General features: G+C 69.4%; 10 protein-coding genes. 3 read left to right on the top strand and 7 right to left on the bottom strand.

Annotated elements, in window-relative coordinates:
- Window positions 1–138 precede the first annotated feature (138 nt).
- Genes C2U31_RS12300 through oprZ form a run of 3 tightly spaced genes read left to right on the top strand, consistent with a single transcriptional unit; the run spans window position 139 to window position 5,846 of the window.
- Window positions 139–1,314 carry a MexX/AxyX family multidrug efflux RND transporter periplasmic adaptor subunit gene (locus C2U31_RS12300; protein ID WP_103273048.1) on the top strand — a complete coding sequence of 392 codons (1,176 nt, stop codon included), beginning with the start codon at window positions 139–141 and terminating at the stop codon, window positions 1,312–1,314.
- Window positions 1,315–1,320: 6 nt separating this feature from the next.
- Window positions 1,321–4,461, top strand: a complete 3,141-nt coding sequence (locus tag C2U31_RS12295) for a multidrug efflux RND transporter permease subunit (RefSeq protein ID WP_103273047.1) — start codon at window positions 1,321–1,323, stop codon at window positions 4,459–4,461.
- Entirely contained in the window at window positions 4,458–5,846 is a 1,389-nt protein-coding gene (gene oprZ, locus C2U31_RS12290) for a multidrug efflux RND transporter outer membrane subunit OprZ (protein ID WP_103273046.1), read from the top strand. Before C2U31_RS12295 ends, oprZ begins: the two co-directional genes overlap by 4 nt.
- An 80-nt stretch (window positions 5,847–5,926) precedes the next feature.
- Here oprZ and C2U31_RS12285 read toward each other — a convergent pair whose 3' ends face one another.
- The 7 genes from C2U31_RS12285 to C2U31_RS12255 form a co-directional block, all read right to left on the bottom strand.
- Window positions 5,927–6,586, bottom strand: a complete 660-nt coding sequence (locus C2U31_RS12285; RefSeq protein ID WP_103273045.1) for a metalloregulator ArsR/SmtB family transcription factor — start codon at window positions 6,584–6,586, stop codon at window positions 5,927–5,929.
- Between the two features lie 54 nt (window positions 6,587–6,640).
- Window positions 6,641–8,146 carry an efflux transporter outer membrane subunit gene (locus C2U31_RS12280; RefSeq protein WP_103273044.1) on the bottom strand — a complete coding sequence of 502 codons (1,506 nt, stop codon included), beginning with the start codon at window positions 8,144–8,146 and terminating at the stop codon, window positions 6,641–6,643.
- A gap of 10 nt (window positions 8,147–8,156) precedes the next feature.
- Window positions 8,157–11,249 (bottom strand): MexW/MexI family multidrug efflux RND transporter permease subunit, encoded by a 3,093-nt coding sequence (locus C2U31_RS12275; RefSeq protein ID WP_103273043.1) that lies wholly within the window; start codon window positions 11,247–11,249, stop codon window positions 8,157–8,159.
- Window positions 11,250–11,262: 13 nt separating this feature from the next.
- Window positions 11,263–12,390, bottom strand: a complete 1,128-nt coding sequence (locus tag C2U31_RS12270; protein WP_103273042.1) for an efflux RND transporter periplasmic adaptor subunit — start codon at window positions 12,388–12,390, stop codon at window positions 11,263–11,265.
- Window positions 12,391–12,486: 96 nt separating this feature from the next.
- Window positions 12,487–12,921: a hypothetical protein gene (locus tag C2U31_RS12265; protein WP_103273041.1), complete on the bottom strand. Its 435-nt coding sequence runs from the start codon at window positions 12,919–12,921 to the stop codon at window positions 12,487–12,489.
- Window positions 12,922–13,007: 86 nt separating this feature from the next.
- A complete protein-coding gene (glyA, locus tag C2U31_RS12260; protein ID WP_103273040.1) occupies window positions 13,008–14,282 on the bottom strand; it encodes a serine hydroxymethyltransferase in 1,275 nt (424 codons plus the stop codon).
- Between the two features lie 4 nt (window positions 14,283–14,286).
- Window positions 14,287–15,534, bottom strand: coding sequence for an aspartate aminotransferase family protein (locus tag C2U31_RS12255; RefSeq protein WP_103273039.1), 1,248 nt, complete (start codon window positions 15,532–15,534; stop codon window positions 14,287–14,289).
- Window positions 15,535–15,573 lie beyond the last annotated feature (39 nt).

Here is a 15,573-nt window from a genome sequence, read left to right as displayed (position 1 = left end):
TGCGAACGGGAGCATACTTTCGAACAAAACATTTAATCAAGCATGACGGATTAAATGATAGACTGCGATCCCCACCGGGAAAAGTGCGCACTTTCCCTCATCTGGCCCGCCCCGGGCGCCTACAACAATTTCTAAAAAATGAAGCAACGAGTCCTCCGCCGCACACTCGCATCCTTGTCAGTATTAATTCTTATTACGGCTTGTTCCAAATCCGAGCCCCAGGACGAAGCCAAGGCGCCCGCCGAGGTCGGGATCGTCATCGCCCGCGCCACCCCCACCGCCGTCGCCACCGAGCTACCCGGCCGGATGGAGCCCTACCGCGAAGCCGAAGTGCGCGCGCGGGTGGCCGGCATCGTCACCTCGCGCCTCTATGAGGAAGGCCAGGACGTCAAGCGCGGCGACGCGCTGTTCCAGATCGACCCGGCGCCGCTGCAGGCCGCCTACGATTCCGAGGCCGCCAACCTGGCGCGCGCCCAGGCCAGCCTGTCCGCCGCGGCCGACAAGCTGCGCCGCTATGCCGGCCTGGTCGGCGACCGCGCCATCAGCGAACGCGACCACGCCGAGGCCGCCGCCGACGAACGCCAGGCCCGCGCCCAGGTGGCGCTGGCGCGCGCCAACCTGCAAAGCGCCAAGCTGAAGCTGGACTATGCGCGCGTCACCTCGCCCATCGACGGCCGCGCCCGGCGCGCGCTGGTGACCGAGGGCGCGCTGGTGGGCGAAGGCCAGGCCACGCCGCTGACCGTGGTGCAGCAGATCGATCCGATCTACGTCAACTTCGCCCAGCCGGCCGCCGAGGTACTGCGCCTGCAGAAGCAGATCCGCGACGGCCAGCTGCAGGGCATCGAACCCGACAAGCTGCGCGTGCGCCTGCTGCTGCCCGACGGCACCGAGTACGCCCGCACCGGCGCGCTGTCCTTCGCCGACCTGGCGGTGGACCCCGGCACCGACAACGTGACCATGCGCGCCCTGTTCGACAACCCGCGGCGCGACCTGCTGCCCGGCATGTACGTGCGCGTGCGCCTGGAACAGGCCATCAACCGCGACGCCTACCTGGTGCCGCGCGACGCGCTGCTGCGCGACGCCTCCGGCGCGCATGTGCTTGTGGCCGGCAAGGACGGTGAATTGCAGGCCGTCGCCGTGACGGCGCGCAACATACAGGGGCCGAACTGGGTCGTCACCGATGGCCTGAAGGGCGGCGAGCGCGTCGTGGTCGAGAACGTCTCGCAGCTGGCGCCCGGCCAGAAGATCAAACCGGTGGAGCGGGCCGCGCCCAAGGCGCAGGCTCCCGCCGAAGGAAACTCCAACAAAGGTTAAACCGCCATGGCGCGTTTTTTCATCGATCGCCCCGTCTTCGCCTGGGTGATCTCGCTGCTCATCGTGCTGGCCGGCGTGCTGTCCCTGCGGGCCCTGCCCGTGGCGCAGTATCCGGACATCGCCCCGCCCGTCGTCAACGTGGGCGCCAGCTATCCCGGCGCTTCGGCCAAGGTGGTCGAGGAAGCCGTCACCGCCATCATCGAACGCGAGATGAACGGCGCTCCCGGCCTGCTCTACACCACGGCCAGCAGCGACTCCACCGGCTGGGCCAGCATCAACCTGGTGTTCAAGCAGGGCACCAACCCCGATCTGGCCGCCGTCGAAGTGCAGAACCGGCTCAAGGCCGTCGAACCGCGCCTGCCCGAGGCCGTGCGCCGCGACGGCGTGCGCGTGGAGAAGGCCGCCGACAACATCCAGCTGGTGGTGTCGCTGAAGTCCGACGGCCGCCTGGACGACATGCAGCTCGGCGAGCTGGCGGCGTCCAACGTGCTGCAGGCCCTGCGCCGCGTCGACGGCGTGGGCAAGGTGCAGCTGTGGGGCGCGGAAGCCGCCATGCGCATCTGGCCCGACCCGGCCAAGCTGACGGCCATGTCGCTCACGCCGGGCGACATCGTCAACGCGCTGCGCGCGCACAACGCCCGCGTCACCATCGGCGACCTGGGCAGCCAGGCCGTGCCGGCCAGCGCGCCGCTGAACGCCAGCATCGTCGCCACCGAAACGCTGCAGACGCCCGAACAGTTCGCCAACATCCCGCTGCGCGCGCAGCCTGACGGCGCCACGCTGCGCCTGAAGGACGTGGCGCGGGTCGAGCTGGGCGGCACCGACTATATGTACCTGTCGCGCGTCAATGGCCAGACGGCCACGGGCCTGGGCATCAAGCTGGCGCCCGGCTCGAACGCCGTGGACACCACCCGCAAGATCCGCCTGACGATGACCGAGCTGGCCCAGTATTTCCCGGCGGGCGTGACCTGGGACATCCCCTACGAGACCTCCACCTTCGTGGAGATCTCGATCAAGAAGGTGGTCACCACGCTGCTGGAGGCCATCGCCCTGGTGTTCTGCGTGATGTACCTGTTCATGCAGAACTTCCGCGCCACGCTGATCCCCACGCTGGTGGTGCCGGTGGCGCTGCTGGGCACGCTGGGCGTGATGCTGGGCCTGGGCTATTCGATCAACGTGCTGACCATGTTCGGCATGGTGCTGGCCATCGGCATCCTGGTGGACGACGCCATCGTGGTGGTCGAGAACGTCGAGCGCATCATGGCCGAGGAAGGCCTGTCGCCGCACGACGCCACGGTCAAGGCCATGGGCCAGATCAGCGGCGCCATCATCGGCATCACCGTGGTGCTGGTGTCCGTGTTCGTGCCGATGGCCTTCTTCGACGGCGCGGTGGGCAATATCTACCGTCAGTTCTCGGTCACGCTGGCGGTGTCGATCGCCTTCTCGGCCTTCCTGGCGCTGTCGCTCACGCCGGCGCTGTGCGCCACCATGCTGCGGCCCATCCCGGCCGGCCACCACGAGAAGCGCGGCTTCTTCGGCTGGTTCAACCGCGCCTTCGTCCGCCTGACCGCCGGCTACACCGCGCGCGTCGCCGGCGTGCTGTCGCGCCCGGTGCGCTTCGGCCTGGCCTACGCCGCCGTGATCGCGGCGGTGGCGCTGCTGTTCGTGCGCCTGCCCTCTTCCTTCCTGCCGGAAGAAGACCAGGGCAGCTTCAACGCCATGGTCATCCTGCCGCAGGGCGCGACCCAGGCCGAGACCCGCAAGCTGGTACTGGAAGTCGAGAATTACATGATGAAGCACGAACCCGTGCGATTCGTGTATTCCGTCAGCGGCTTCAGCGAATACGGCAGCGGCCCGAACTCGGCCATGTTCTTCGTCACGCTGAAGGACTGGAAGGAACGCCACGGCGCGGACATGCACGTGGACGCCGTGGTCGCGCGCGTCAATAAGGCCTTCGCGGACCACAAGAACGCCATGGTGCTGGCGCTGAACGCGCCGCCCCTGCCGGAGCTGGGCTCGACCTCGGGCTTCGATTTCCGGCTGCAGGACCGCGCCGGCCTGGGCTACCAGGCCCTGACGAAGGCCCGCCAGCAGCTGCTGGCGGCCGCCGCCGAACATCCGGCGCTGGCCGAGGTCACGCACGCAGGCCAGGGCGAAGCCCCGCAGCTGCAACTGCGCATCGACCGCGACAAGGCCCAGGCCATGCGCGTGTCGATGGAGGAAATCAACACCGCGCTGGCGGTGATGTTCGGCTCGGACTACATCGGCGACTTCATGCACAACGGCCAGGTGCGCCGCGTGACGGTGCAGGCCGACGGCAAGAACCGCGTCGACGTGGAGGACGTGTCGCGCCTGCACGTGCGCAATGCGCAGGGCCAGATGGTGCCCATGTCGGCCTTCGCCACGCTGGACTGGGCCATGGGACCGCCGCAGCTGAACCGCTACAACGGCTTCCCCGCGTTCAAGATCAACGGCTCGGCCGCGCCCGGCCACAGCAGCGGCGAGGCCATGCGCGCCATGGAACAGCTGGCTTCGGAACTGCCGCGCGGCATCGGCTTCGCCTGGTCGGGCCAGTCCTACGAGGAAAAGCTGTCCGGCAACCAGGCCAACGTGCTGTTCGCGCTGTCCATCCTGGTGGTGTTCCTGGCGCTGGCCGCGCTGTATGAAAGCTGGGCCATTCCGCTGGCGGTGATCCTGGTGGTGCCGCTGGGCGTGATCGGCGCGCTGCTGGGCGTGACGCTGCGCGGCATGCCCAACGACATCTACTTCAAGGTCGGCCTGATCGCCACCATCGGCCTGTCGGCCAAGAACGCGATCCTGATCGTGGAAGTCGCCAAGGACCTGGTGCGCGACGGCCAGGGTCTGCTGTCGGCCACGCTGGAAGCGGCGCGGCTGCGGCTGCGCCCCATCATCATGACCTCGCTGGCCTTCGGCGTCGGCGTGCTGCCCCTGGCCCTGGCCGGCGGCGCGGCCTCCGGCGCGCAGATCGCCATCGGCACAGGCGTGCTGGGCGGCATCATCACCGCCACCGTGCTCGCCATTTTCCTGGTGCCGCTCTTTTTCCTGGTCGTGGGCAGGCTGACGGGCATGGACGCCCGTCGCAAGCAGCCGGCCCCGCACCGCGAACCGCTGGAGAACACGCCATGAAACCCGTGGCCCTGACCCTGTTGGCCCTGGCGTTGACGGGCTGCTCGATGGCGCCGACCTACGAGCGTCCCGCCGCGCCCGTGCCGGCCGCCTATGACACCCCCACCCAGTCCGGCCAGGCCGAGATGCCGCAGGACTGGAAGGACTATTTCAACGACCCGGCGCTGCGGGCCTGGATCGCCGCCGCGCTGGCCAACAACCGCGACCTGCGCGTGGCGGCCCTGCGCATCGAGGAAGCGCGCGCGCTGTACGGCGTGCAGCGCGCCGACCGGCTGCCGTCCGTGGACGGCACGGCCGGCTACAGCCGCAGCCGCGCGTCCGATCCCGGCCCGTCACGCGATGCGATCAGCCAGCAGTACCGCGCCGGCGTCGGCATCACCGCCTTCGAGCTGGACTTCTTCGGCCGGATCAAGAGCCTCACCGACGCGGCGCTGGAGCGCTACCTGGCCAGCGCCGAGGCGCACCGCGCCGCCGCGCTGTCGCTGGTGGCCGAAACCGCCACGGCCTATTTCAACGAGCGTTCGCTGGCCGAGCAGCAGCGGCTGACCCGCAGCACGCTGGAATTGCGCGAGACCACACTGACGCTGACCCAGCGCCGCTACGACGCCGGCCTGGAAACCGCCATGGGCCTGCGCACCGCGCAGATGCTGGTGGAATCGTCGCGCGCCACGCTGGCCGAACTCAGCCGCGAGCACAGCCAGGCCGTGCATGCGCTGGGCCTGCTGGCGGGTGATTTCTCGCTGCCGCCCGACGCCGACCAGACGCCGTTGGAAAGCCAGAGCCTTACCCCGCTGGCGGCCGGCCTGCCGTCGGCGCTGCTGACGCGGCGTCCGGATCTGCGCCAGGCGGAGAACACGCTCAAGGCGGCCAACGCCGATATCGGCGCGGCGCGCGCGGCCTTTTTCCCGTCGGTGCAGCTGACCACGGACATCGGCAGCACCGCCAGCAGCTTCTCCGACCTGTTCGGCTCGGGCAGCGGCGTCTGGCAATTCGCGCCCAAGCTGACGCTGCCGATCTTCAACGCCGGCCGCAACAGCGCCAGCCTGTCGCTGGCCGAAACCCGCAAGCACATCGCGGTGGCCCAGTACGAAGGCAGCATCCAGACCTCCTTCCGCGAAGTGGCCGACGCGCTGTCGGCGCGCGATGCGCTGCGCCAGCAGATCGAGGCCCAGCGCAAGGTGCGCGACGCCGATCGCGAACGCCAGCGCCTGGCCGAGCGGCGCTATGCGCGCGGCGTGGCCAACTACCTGGAGATGCTGGACGCGCAGCGCAGCCTGTTCGAGTCGGAGCAGGAGTTCATCCGCCTGCAGCAGCGCCGGCTGGTCAATGCAGTGACGCTGTACAAGGCGCTGGGCGGCTGGGAACAGGGTTCGGGCGCGAGCTGAGCAGGGTCCGCGCTCGGCGGGTCCGGAGCGTCCGTCCCGGACCCGCCGCGTTCACGGTCGGCCCGGTTGCGGAAACGGCATCAGTCCGCCGCGCTGACCCGGTAGGCGCAACGCTGCGCATCCGCCAGGATGTGCTCGACGCGCTCGACGCGCGCGCCCTCGCCCAGCACGTCGCGGAACAGTTCCAGTTCGCTGCGGCAAAAGCCCATGCAGGCTTTTGCCGCCGAACAGATCGGACAGTGGTTTTCAATGAACAGGAAGCCGGCGCCGTCGCGGCGCAGCTCGGCCATGTAGCCCTCGGCGCTGCGCAGGTGCGCCAGCCGCTCAAGACGGTCGCGCAGCCCGCTCGCGCCCAGCATGGCCTGGTGATAGGTGGCGCGCATGGCGGCCTCGCGCACGCCGATCAGCCGGTCGATGCCCTCGTCGCCGAAGAGCTGGCGCACCGCGCCGATCATCTGCACCGTCATTTCGGCGTGCGTGTCCGGAAAGCGACCGTGGCCGGCGGCGGTGAGCCGCCAGATCTGCGTGGGACGGCCGCGCCCCGTGCTGTGGTTTTCCGCGTCCACCAGGCCCTCGGCATGCAAGCGGCTCATCTGCTGGCGCACCGCCTCGGCCGTCACGTCCATGGTCTGGGCGATGGCGGCGATGGACTGCGGCCCGCGCGTCTTGAGCGCCATCAGCACGCGGTCGGCGGGCTGATGCGGCGTCCAGGCGTGTTGGGAGGACAGGCTGTCTGACATGGGCGCGGCGAAACTCCGGAAATGTGCCTATGGTGCCACGAAGCGCCGCCGCGGTCAGCCGGCGGCGGCCGGCGCTCCAGCGGCCGTCCCGGTCCCAGCGGCCTTGCCGCCCCCTGCTGCGCCCCCTTCCCCGCCCGCGTCGCCCGGCGCCTGCCAGCCGCCGCCCAGCGCCTTATACAGCGCGATCAGGCTGGTGTAGGACGCCGTCTCGGCCACGGCCACCGCGTCCTGGGCGCGCAGCAAGGAACGTTGCGCGTCCAGCACCGTCAGGTAGGGCGTGGTGCCTTCCTTGTAGCGCAGCTGCGCCAGCTCGGCCGCGCGGCCGCTCTGGGCCGCGGCCTGCGCCAGGCTGCCCAGGCGCTGCTGGTTCTCACCGTAGCCGGTCAAAGCCGTTTCCAGCTCCTCCACCGCGCGCAGCACGGTCTGCTCGTAGCGCGCGACCTCGCCCTCTGAGCGGGCCTGGGCGGCCCGCTTGCGCGCCAGCGCCGTGGGCAGGTGCAGCGCCGGCCAGCTGAGGCCGGGCGACACGCTGAAGGCGCGGCTGGAGGCATTGCCGAAGTCGGCGCCGCGCAGCGCCACGAAACCGAGAAAGCCGCCCAGGTCGATGCGCGGATACAGCTCGGCGGTCGCCACGCCCACGTCGGCATTGGCGGCGGCCATATTGCGCTCGGCCGCCAGCACGTCGGGCCGCCGCGACAGCAGCGCGCCGACGTCGCCGATCGGCAGGCGGGCCGCCAGCGGCGCCTGCGGCCGCGCCGCGTCCAGTTCGCCCAGCTCGGCGGGACGCAGGCCGGCCAGCACCGCGATGCGGTACTGCGCCAGGCGCCGGGCGGCGGCCTGCTGCGGCACGCTGGCCTGCACCGTCGCCAGCTCGGCGCGGGCGCTGGCCAGGTCGCCCTCGTCGCCGCGCCCGGCCGACACCATGGCCTGGATCACGCGCAGGCTGTCCTCCTGGCTGCGCAGGTTGGCGCGCGCCACCGCCAGCCGCTGCTCGGCGCCACGCAGCTCGAAATAATTGCGCGCCACCTCGGCGGCGACCACGATGCGGGCATGCGCCAGATCGGCGGCCTGCGCCTGGCTGCGCGCGGCCGCGCCCTCGGCGGCCCGGCGCAGCCGGCCGAACAGGTCGATTTCCCAGGACGCGTCGAAGCCGGCGCGATAGCTCCTGGCCAGATTGCGCTCGCCCTCGGGGCCGGGATTGGCCTGCGACAGGCTGCGCTCGTAGCGGCCGCCGGCCGTGACGGTCGGCAGCTGGTCCAGCTCCTTTTCATCCAGCACGGCGCGCGACTCGGCCAGCCGGGCCTGGGCGATGCGGATGTCGTGGTTGCGCTCCAGCGCCAGGCCGATCAACCGATCCAGCTGCGGATCCTGCAGCTGCTTCCACCAGTCGCGTTGCAACTGGCCGTTGGAGAACAGCGCCTGCTCGGGGCTGGCCAGCGTCACCGGCGCGGACTGCGGCTTCTGGTAGTCCGGCCCCACGGCGCAACCCGCCGCGACCAGGGCCAGCGCCAGCGCGGCGGCCGTGGCGCGCAGGCGGGGATAGAGAGTCGAATGCTTCATGTCGTTTTCCTCAGGCGGACGCGCCATCTTCCGCGCGCGCCAGCGCCAGCTCGCGGGCGCGCGGCGTATCGCCGGCGGCGCGGTGGTCGCGCGCGAACACGGTGTACACGGTGGGCAGCACGAACAGCGTGAACAGGGTGCCCACCAGCATGCCCACCACGATCACCAGCCCCAGGCTGTAGCGGCTGTGCGCGCCGGCGCCGGTGGCGAACAGCAGCGGGATCAGCCCCACCACCATGGCGGCGGTCGTCATCAGGATGGGACGCAGCCGGATGCGGGCCGCCTGTTCCATCGCGCCGCGCCGGTCCAGGTTGTGGCTGATCTGCATTTCATTGGCGAACTCCACCATCAGGATGCCGTGCTTGCTGATCAGGCCGATCAGCGTCACCAGCCCGATCTGCGTATAGATGTTGATGGTGGCCATGCCCATCGCCAGCGGGATCAGCGCGCCGCAGATGGACATGGGCACGCTCACCAGGATGATGAAGGGATCGCGCAGGCTTTCGTACTGCGCGGCCAGCACCAGGTAGATCACGATGATGGCGAAGATGAAGGTGATCATCAGCGCCGAGCCTTCCTGGCTGAACTGGCGCGCGTCCGATTGCCAGTCATAGCTGAAGCCGGCCGGCAGGTTGCGCGCTTCCCTGGTCAGGAACTGCACCGCGTCGCCCATGGTCACGCCCGGCATGGGAATGGCCTGGAAGGTGGCAGCGTTGAGCTGGTTGAACTGGGTCAGCTTGTTGGGCTCCACGCCCATCGACACCGACACCATATTCGACAACGGCACCTGCGCGCCGCTGGCGCTCTTGACGTAGTAGCGCGCCAGCGCCTCCGGCGAAATGCGCTGCTCGCGCAGGCTCTGCGGGATCACGTCATACGAGCGGCCGTCCATGCCGAAGCGGTTGATGTAGTTCTCGCCCACCAGCACGGCCAGCGTGTCGCCGATGTCCTTCATGGTCACGCCCAGGCTGTTGGCCTTGGAACGGTCGACCCTCAGCTGCACCACCGGGTTGTTGTAGTTAAGGTCGCTGTCCACCACCATGAACAGGCCGCTGGCGCGGGCCGCCTTCTTCAGCCCTTCCATGGCCTCGTAGACCACCGGATAGTCGGCGGCGCTCATCACCACCATCTGCACCGGCAGGCCGCCGGTCGAGCCCGGCAGCGGCGGCAGCTGGAAGGCGAAGATGTTGCTGCCTTCGACCTGGTTGACCATGGACTGCATGTCGGCCTGGATGGCGTTGGCCGAGCGGTGGCGCTGATCCCATTGCACCAGGTCGACGCCGCCGATGCTGTTGGATACGCCGTCCGAGCCGTTGATCAGCCAGCGGCCGCGCTGCTCGGGCAACGTCGCCATGACGTCGTCCCACTTCTTGCCGAACTTCTCCACGTAGTCGATGTTGGCCTGCTGCGGCGACTTGACCGCGGTCAGCACGGTGGACTGGTCCTCGATCGGCGCCAGCTCGCGCTGAGCCGCGTTGTACAGGAACGGCAGGCTGGCCAGCACCACCACCGCCACCAGGCCAGTGACCCAGCGGTGATGCAGCGACACGTCCAGCATGCGGCCGTAGGCGTCGCCCAGCCGGCCGAAGAAGCCTTCGGCCAGATGCGCCATGCGGCCCTCGGACACCTTGCTGTTGAGCAGGAACGAACTCATCACCGGCGACAGCGTCAGCGCGATCACGCCCGACACCACCACCGCCCCCGCCAGCGTGAAGGCGAACTCCTTGAACAGCGAGCCGGTCAGCCCGCCCATCAGCCCGATGGGCGCGTACACGGCCGCCAGCGTGATGGTCATGGCGATCACCGGCCCGGCCACCTCGCGCGCGCCGATCAGCGCCGCGCGCACCGGCGACTTGCCTTCCTCGATATGCCGGTGCACGTTCTCGACCACCACGATGGCGTCGTCCACCACCAGGCCGATGGCCAGCACCATGGCAAGCAGCGTCAGCAGGTTCACGCTGAAGCCGAACAGCGCCATGATGGCCGCCCCGCCCAGCATGGACAGCGGGATCGTCACCACCGGGATCAGCACCGCGCGCAGCGAGCCCAGGCACAGGAAGATCACCGCCACCACGATGATGATGGCTTCCATCAGCGTGTGAATCACGCCGTCGATGGACGCGCTGATGAAGCGCGCCAGCTCGAACGGCACCTGCACCTGGGTGCCGGGCGGCAGGTTCTGCTTGATGCCGGGCAGCAGCTCGTTGAGCCGCTTGACGATCACCAGCGGGTTGCCGACGGGCGTGGCGTTCAGGCCGAAGTACACGGCGCGCTCGCCGTCCAGCAGGCCGCTGGAATCGGTCGAGGCCGCCCCCAGCTCAACCGTGGCCACGTCGCCCAGGCGCACGATGGCGTCGCCCTCGCGCTTGACCACCATGTCGCGGAATTCGGCCACGTTGACCAGGTCGGTGTTGACCTGAATGTTGGACACCACGTACAGGCCCTTGGCCTGCCCGGGCGCGGCCTGCACGTTGTTGGCGCGCAGCGCGTCGGCCAGCTGGCCGGCCGAGATGCCGCGCGCGGCCATGCGGTTCGGGTCCAGCCACACGCGCATGGCCAGCTTCTGGCCGCCGTACAGCTGCACGCTGGCCACGCCGTCGATGGAAGAAAACTGCGGCTGCACCACGCGCGACAGGTAATCGGTCAGCGCGGCCAGCGACAGCGTCGAGCTGGAAAAGCCCACGTAGGCCACCGCCGTCGCCTCGCCGGACGACTTGACCAGCACCGGGTCGTATGCGTCGCGCGGCAGGCGGTACTTGACCTCGTTGACCTTGGCCATCACCTCGGTCATGGCTTTGTTGGAATCGGCGTTCAGCTTCATGCGGACCGTGATCACGCTGCGGCCCTGCGTGGACGAGGACGACAGATAGTCGATGCCCTCCACGGTGGCCACGGACTGCGCGATCGGCTGCGTGACGAAGCCCTGCATCAGGTCCGGCGAGGCGCCGGGGTATTCGGTGGTGACGGTGATGGTGGTGCTTTCGGTCAGCGGATACTGGCGCACCGGCAGTCCGCTCAGGGCGCGCAGGCCCAGCAGCAGGATCAGGGTGCTGACCACCAGCGCCAGCACAGGCCGGCGCACGAACAGATCGGTGAATCTCATGTCGGCCTCCGCGCTACTGGGCCTGAGCCACGGCCTGGGCCGGCGCGGCGGCGTCCAGCGCCACCGTGTCCTGCTCGCTCAGCTCGACCGCCGCGCCGTTGTGCAGGCGCAACTGGCCCGACGTAACGACGCGGTCGCCGGCCTGCAAGCCTTCGCTGACGACCACGCGGCCCTGCATGCGCTCGGCGGTCTTGACGTAGGCCTGGCGCACCGTCAGGCCCTTGCCCTCCTGCGCCGGATTCACCACATAGACCGAATTGCCGTAGGCGGAGTAGCTGACGGCCGTCTCGGGCACGGTGATCACGCCTGGCCGCGCGGGCAGGTTGACCTGTCCCTGCGCGTACATGCCGGCGGCGAGCGCGCCGTCGGCGTTGTCCAGCGTGGCCTGCACGCGCACAGTGCGCGTGCCCGGATCGACCTGCGGCTCGATGGTGGTGACCTTGCCCGTGAAGGCGCGGCCCGGATGCGCGTCCACCGTCACCCTGACGCTCTGCCCCGGACGCAGCGCGCCCAGCGCCTGCTCCGGCAGGGTCAGGTTGGCGTACATGGTGGATGTGTTGGTCAGCGACACCAGCGGATCGCCGGCCCTGGCGAATTGGCCCAGGTTGACGCGGCGCACGCCCAGCACGCCGTCGAACGGCGCCTTGATGCGCTTCTGCTCGATCTGCGCCTGCACGCGCCTGAGATCGCCCTGGGCCTGGTCATAGTCGGCCTGGGCCTGGTCCAGCTGCTCGCGGGTCGCCGCCTGCAGGGGCAGCAGCCGGCGGCTGCGGTCCAGCTGCGCACGGGCGTTCTTCACCTGCGCCTGCAGCCGGGCCAGCTCGCCCTGCTCGGGCGCGTCGTTCAGCTGCACCAGCAACTGGCCGGCACGCGCGGATTCGCCCGGATTGAACAGGATCTGCGCCACCCGGCCGTCCACTTCGGCCGGCACCTGCACCTGGCGCGTCGCCTCCAGCGAGCCGATGCCGCTGAGCGACACCGGGAAATCGGCCTGCACGGCCGGCGCCACCGCCACCTTGGCGGGCGCCATGGCCCAGCCGCCCTTGTTTCCGCCTCCGCCGTACTTCCAGTACAGCCCCGTCCCTATCGCTGCCGCCAGCACGCATACGCCCGCGGCCCATGCTCCTGCTTTCACCGTCATGATGCTCTCGCCATTTATCAAAGAGTGTGCTTTGATAATCTGCGAAAGCCTGGGACAAGTCAAAATAGCTTAAGTAATGTTGAGGTTAGCAAAAAGCTATAGCCCCTTCTTGCGGCCTGGTTTCTTCTTCACGCGGTCGATGTAGTAGCAGGACTTGAGGCCGCCGTCCTCGGTCGGCGCGAGCGCGAAGCAGTACTCGGTCTGCCTGCGCCCGTCATCCAGCATCACGAGCACCCAGACGGTGGGTTCCGGGTGATGCTGGTAGAGCTTCATGATCGACCAGCGCGGTTCCTTGTACGGGCTGGCCGACCACGAGACGATGCGGTCGCCGCCCTCCATGAGCCCCTGGTTGTAGTCGAAGGTGTTGCGCTGGCCCGACTCGGACGCGCCCGCGTGCTGCATGGCTGCCAGCGCATGGGGATTCTTGTCTTCGAAGGCTTGCGCCGCGGCCTGCATGAAGCGCGTCACCGCCTGCTGCTGCCCGGCGTCCAGGCCGTCGAAGGTGATGGATATCTGCGGGGAAGTCGTCATGGGCGGGCGCAACCTTGCGTGCGAAAGACAGGGCCGCGCTCGAGAAACCAGAACGGGCCGGCCGCGGCGATACCGGCCGGGGGATTCTACGACGGCCGCCGATACACCGGATGCCGGCGGCACAACGCCGTCACCTGCTCCGCCACCCGCGCCAACACGCTTTCCAGCGTGCCCGCCGCCAACGCGTCCAGCACATCGCACAGCCAGCCCGCCAGCATCTCGCAATCGGTCTGTCCGAAGCCGCGCGTGGTCAGCGCCGGCGTGCCGATGCGCAGGCCCGAGGTGACGAAGGGCGAGCGCGGATCGTTCGGCACCGAGTTCTTGTTCGCCGTGATGCGGGCCGCGCTCAAGGCCGCGTCCGCGTCCTTGCCGGTGTAGGGCCGGTCGGACAGGTCGATCAGCATCAGGTGGTTGTCGGTGCCGCCGGACACGATGCGATAGCCGCGTCGCTGGATCACGGCCGCCATGGCGCGCGCGTTGGCCACCACCTGGCGCTGGTAGTCCTTGAAGGCCGGCGCCAGCGCTTCCTTGAATGCCACCGCCTTGGCGGCGATCACATGCATCAGCGGCCCGCCCTGGATGCCGGGGAAGACGGCGGAATCGAGCTTCCTGCAGAAGTCCTCGTCCTGCCCCCGGGCCAGGATGATGCCGCCGCGCGGGCCGCGCAGCGTCTTGTGCGTGGTGCTGGTGACCACGTGCGCGTGCGGCAGCGGGCTGGGATACACGCCCGCAGCGACCAGTCCGGCCACGTGCGCCATGTCCACCCAGAACACCGCGCCGACCTGATCGGCGATGGCGCGCATGCGCGCCCAGTCCTTGTGGCGCGAGTAGGCGGAGAAACCGCCGATCAGCATCCTGGGCCGGGTGCGCAGCGCGATGCGCTCCATCTCGTCGTAGTCGATCAGCCCGGTCTCGGGATCCAGGCCGTAGGGCACGATGTGATAGTGCCGGCCCGAGAAATTGGACGGATTGCCATGGGTCAGGTGGCCGCCCTGCGCCAGATTCATGCCCATGACGGTATCGCCGGGCCGCGTCAGCGCCAGGAACACGGCCGCGTTGGCCTGGGCGCCGGCATGCGGCTGGACGTTGGCGTAATCGCAGTCGAACAGCGCCTTGACCCGCTCCAGCGCCAGGCGTTCGGCCACGTCCACGTGCTCGCAACCGCTGTAGTAGCGGCGGCCCGGATAGCCTTCGGCGTACTTGTTGGTGAACACCGAATCCTGCACCGCCATCACCAGCGGACTGGCGTAGTTCTCGGAGGCGATCAATTCGGCGTGGTCTTCCTGGCGCATGGCTTCGGCGCGCATGGCTTGCGCCAGTTCCGGGTCGAAATCCTGCAGGGTCGGGGAGGCGATGGTCATGGCTTCAGGTCCTGGTTTCAGTCTGGCCGGCGGCGACAGGGCCGGCGGCATTCGATGGGGTGATGGCTTGGGCGCTGTCGCCGGACAGCAGACGGGCCAGGCGCGCGACGATCTCGTCGATCTGCGCCTCGTCGCAGACCAGCGGCGGCAGCAGGCGGATGGTGCGTTCGCGGGTCACGGTGATCAGCAGGCGCTGTTCGGCCAGCGCCCGGCCAACCAGTTCCTGGCAATTGCGGTCCAGCTCGATGCCGGCCATCAGGCCCTGGCCGCGCACCGCCACGACTTGCGGATGACCTTCCAGCGCCCGCCGCAGCCCGGCCAGCAGGCGCTGGCCCAGCGCGGCGGCGCGTTGCGGCATGCCGTCGCGCGCCATGATGTCCAGCACCGTGCAGGCCACGCGGCAGGCCAGCGGATTGCCGCCGAAGGTAGAGCCGTGCTGGCCTGGCGAAAACAGGTCAGCGGCCGGCCCGCGCGCCAGGCAGGCGCCGATGGGAAAGCCGTTGCCCAGGGCCTTGGCCAGCGTCATCACATCGGGCGCGATGCCCGCGTGCTGATGGCCGAACCAGGCGCCGGTGCGGCCCATGCCGGCCTGGATCTCGTCCAGCATCAGCAGCCAGCCATGCCGGTCGCACAGCGCGCGCAAGTCCCGCAAGTAATCGGCGCCGGCGACGCGGATGCCGCCCTCGCCCTGCACCGGCTCCAGCAGCACGGCGACGATGTCGTCGCGCTGTTCCGCCAGCTGGCGCACGGCGGCGATATCGTCATACGGCACCCGCAGGAATCCCGGCAGCAGGGGCTCGAAGCCCTGCTGCTTGGCCGGATTGCCGGTGGCCGACAGGGTCGCCAGCGTGCGGCCATGAAAGCCGTTCTCCATCACCACGATCTGCGGCTGCGCCACCTGGCGGCGGTGGCCGTGCAGGCGCGCCAGCTTGAGCGCGGCCTCGTTGGCCTCGGCGCCGGAATTGCAGAAGAACGCCTTTTCCATTCCGGCCAGCGCGCACAGGCGCTGGCCCAGCCGTTCCTGCCACTCGACGCGGAACACGTTGGACGTGTGCATCAGCAGCGCGGCCTGCTCGGCAATGGCCGCGGCGATCTCGGGATGGCCGTGGCCCAGGCTGGTCACCGCCACGCCGGCGATGGCATCCAGGTATTCCACCCCCTGCTCGTCCCACAGGCTCGCGCCGCTGCCGCGCGCGAAGGTGACCGGTTGACGGGCATAGGCACGCATCAGGTGCGTGGCGGCTTGCTGCATGTCGGGAAACTCCAGTTTTCAACCGACGCGCCCCTGTGG

The sequence above is a fragment of the Achromobacter sp. AONIH1 genome, assembly GCF_002902905.1.
Lineage (GTDB): Bacteria > Pseudomonadota > Gammaproteobacteria > Burkholderiales > Burkholderiaceae_B > Achromobacter.
This window is presented reverse-complemented; position numbering and strand designations above follow the sequence as displayed.

Excerpts from the sequence above, each read along its gene's own strand:
- C2U31_RS12295 (WP_103273047.1), top strand. The coding sequence starts at position 1,321 with ATGGCGCGTTTTTTCATCGATCGCCCCGTCTTCGCCTGGGTGATCTCG.
- C2U31_RS12255 (WP_103273039.1), bottom strand. The coding sequence starts at position 15,534 with ATGCAGCAAGCCGCCACGCACCTGATGCGTGCCTATGCCCGTCAACCG.
- oprZ (WP_103273046.1), top strand. The coding sequence starts at position 4,458 with ATGAAACCCGTGGCCCTGACCCTGTTGGCCCTGGCGTTGACGGGCTGC.
- C2U31_RS12300 (WP_103273048.1), top strand. The coding sequence starts at position 139 with ATGAAGCAACGAGTCCTCCGCCGCACACTCGCATCCTTGTCAGTATTA.
- C2U31_RS12265 (WP_103273041.1), bottom strand. The coding sequence starts at position 12,921 with ATGACGACTTCCCCGCAGATATCCATCACCTTCGACGGCCTGGACGCC.
- C2U31_RS12285 (WP_103273045.1), bottom strand. The coding sequence starts at position 6,586 with ATGTCAGACAGCCTGTCCTCCCAACACGCCTGGACGCCGCATCAGCCC.
- C2U31_RS12270 (WP_103273042.1), bottom strand. The coding sequence starts at position 12,390 with ATGACGGTGAAAGCAGGAGCATGGGCCGCGGGCGTATGCGTGCTGGCG.
- glyA (WP_103273040.1), bottom strand. The coding sequence starts at position 14,282 with ATGACCATCGCCTCCCCGACCCTGCAGGATTTCGACCCGGAACTGGCG.
- C2U31_RS12280 (WP_103273044.1), bottom strand. The coding sequence starts at position 8,146 with ATGAAGCATTCGACTCTCTATCCCCGCCTGCGCGCCACGGCCGCCGCG.
- C2U31_RS12275 (WP_103273043.1), bottom strand. The coding sequence starts at position 11,249 with ATGAGATTCACCGATCTGTTCGTGCGCCGGCCTGTGCTGGCGCTGGTG.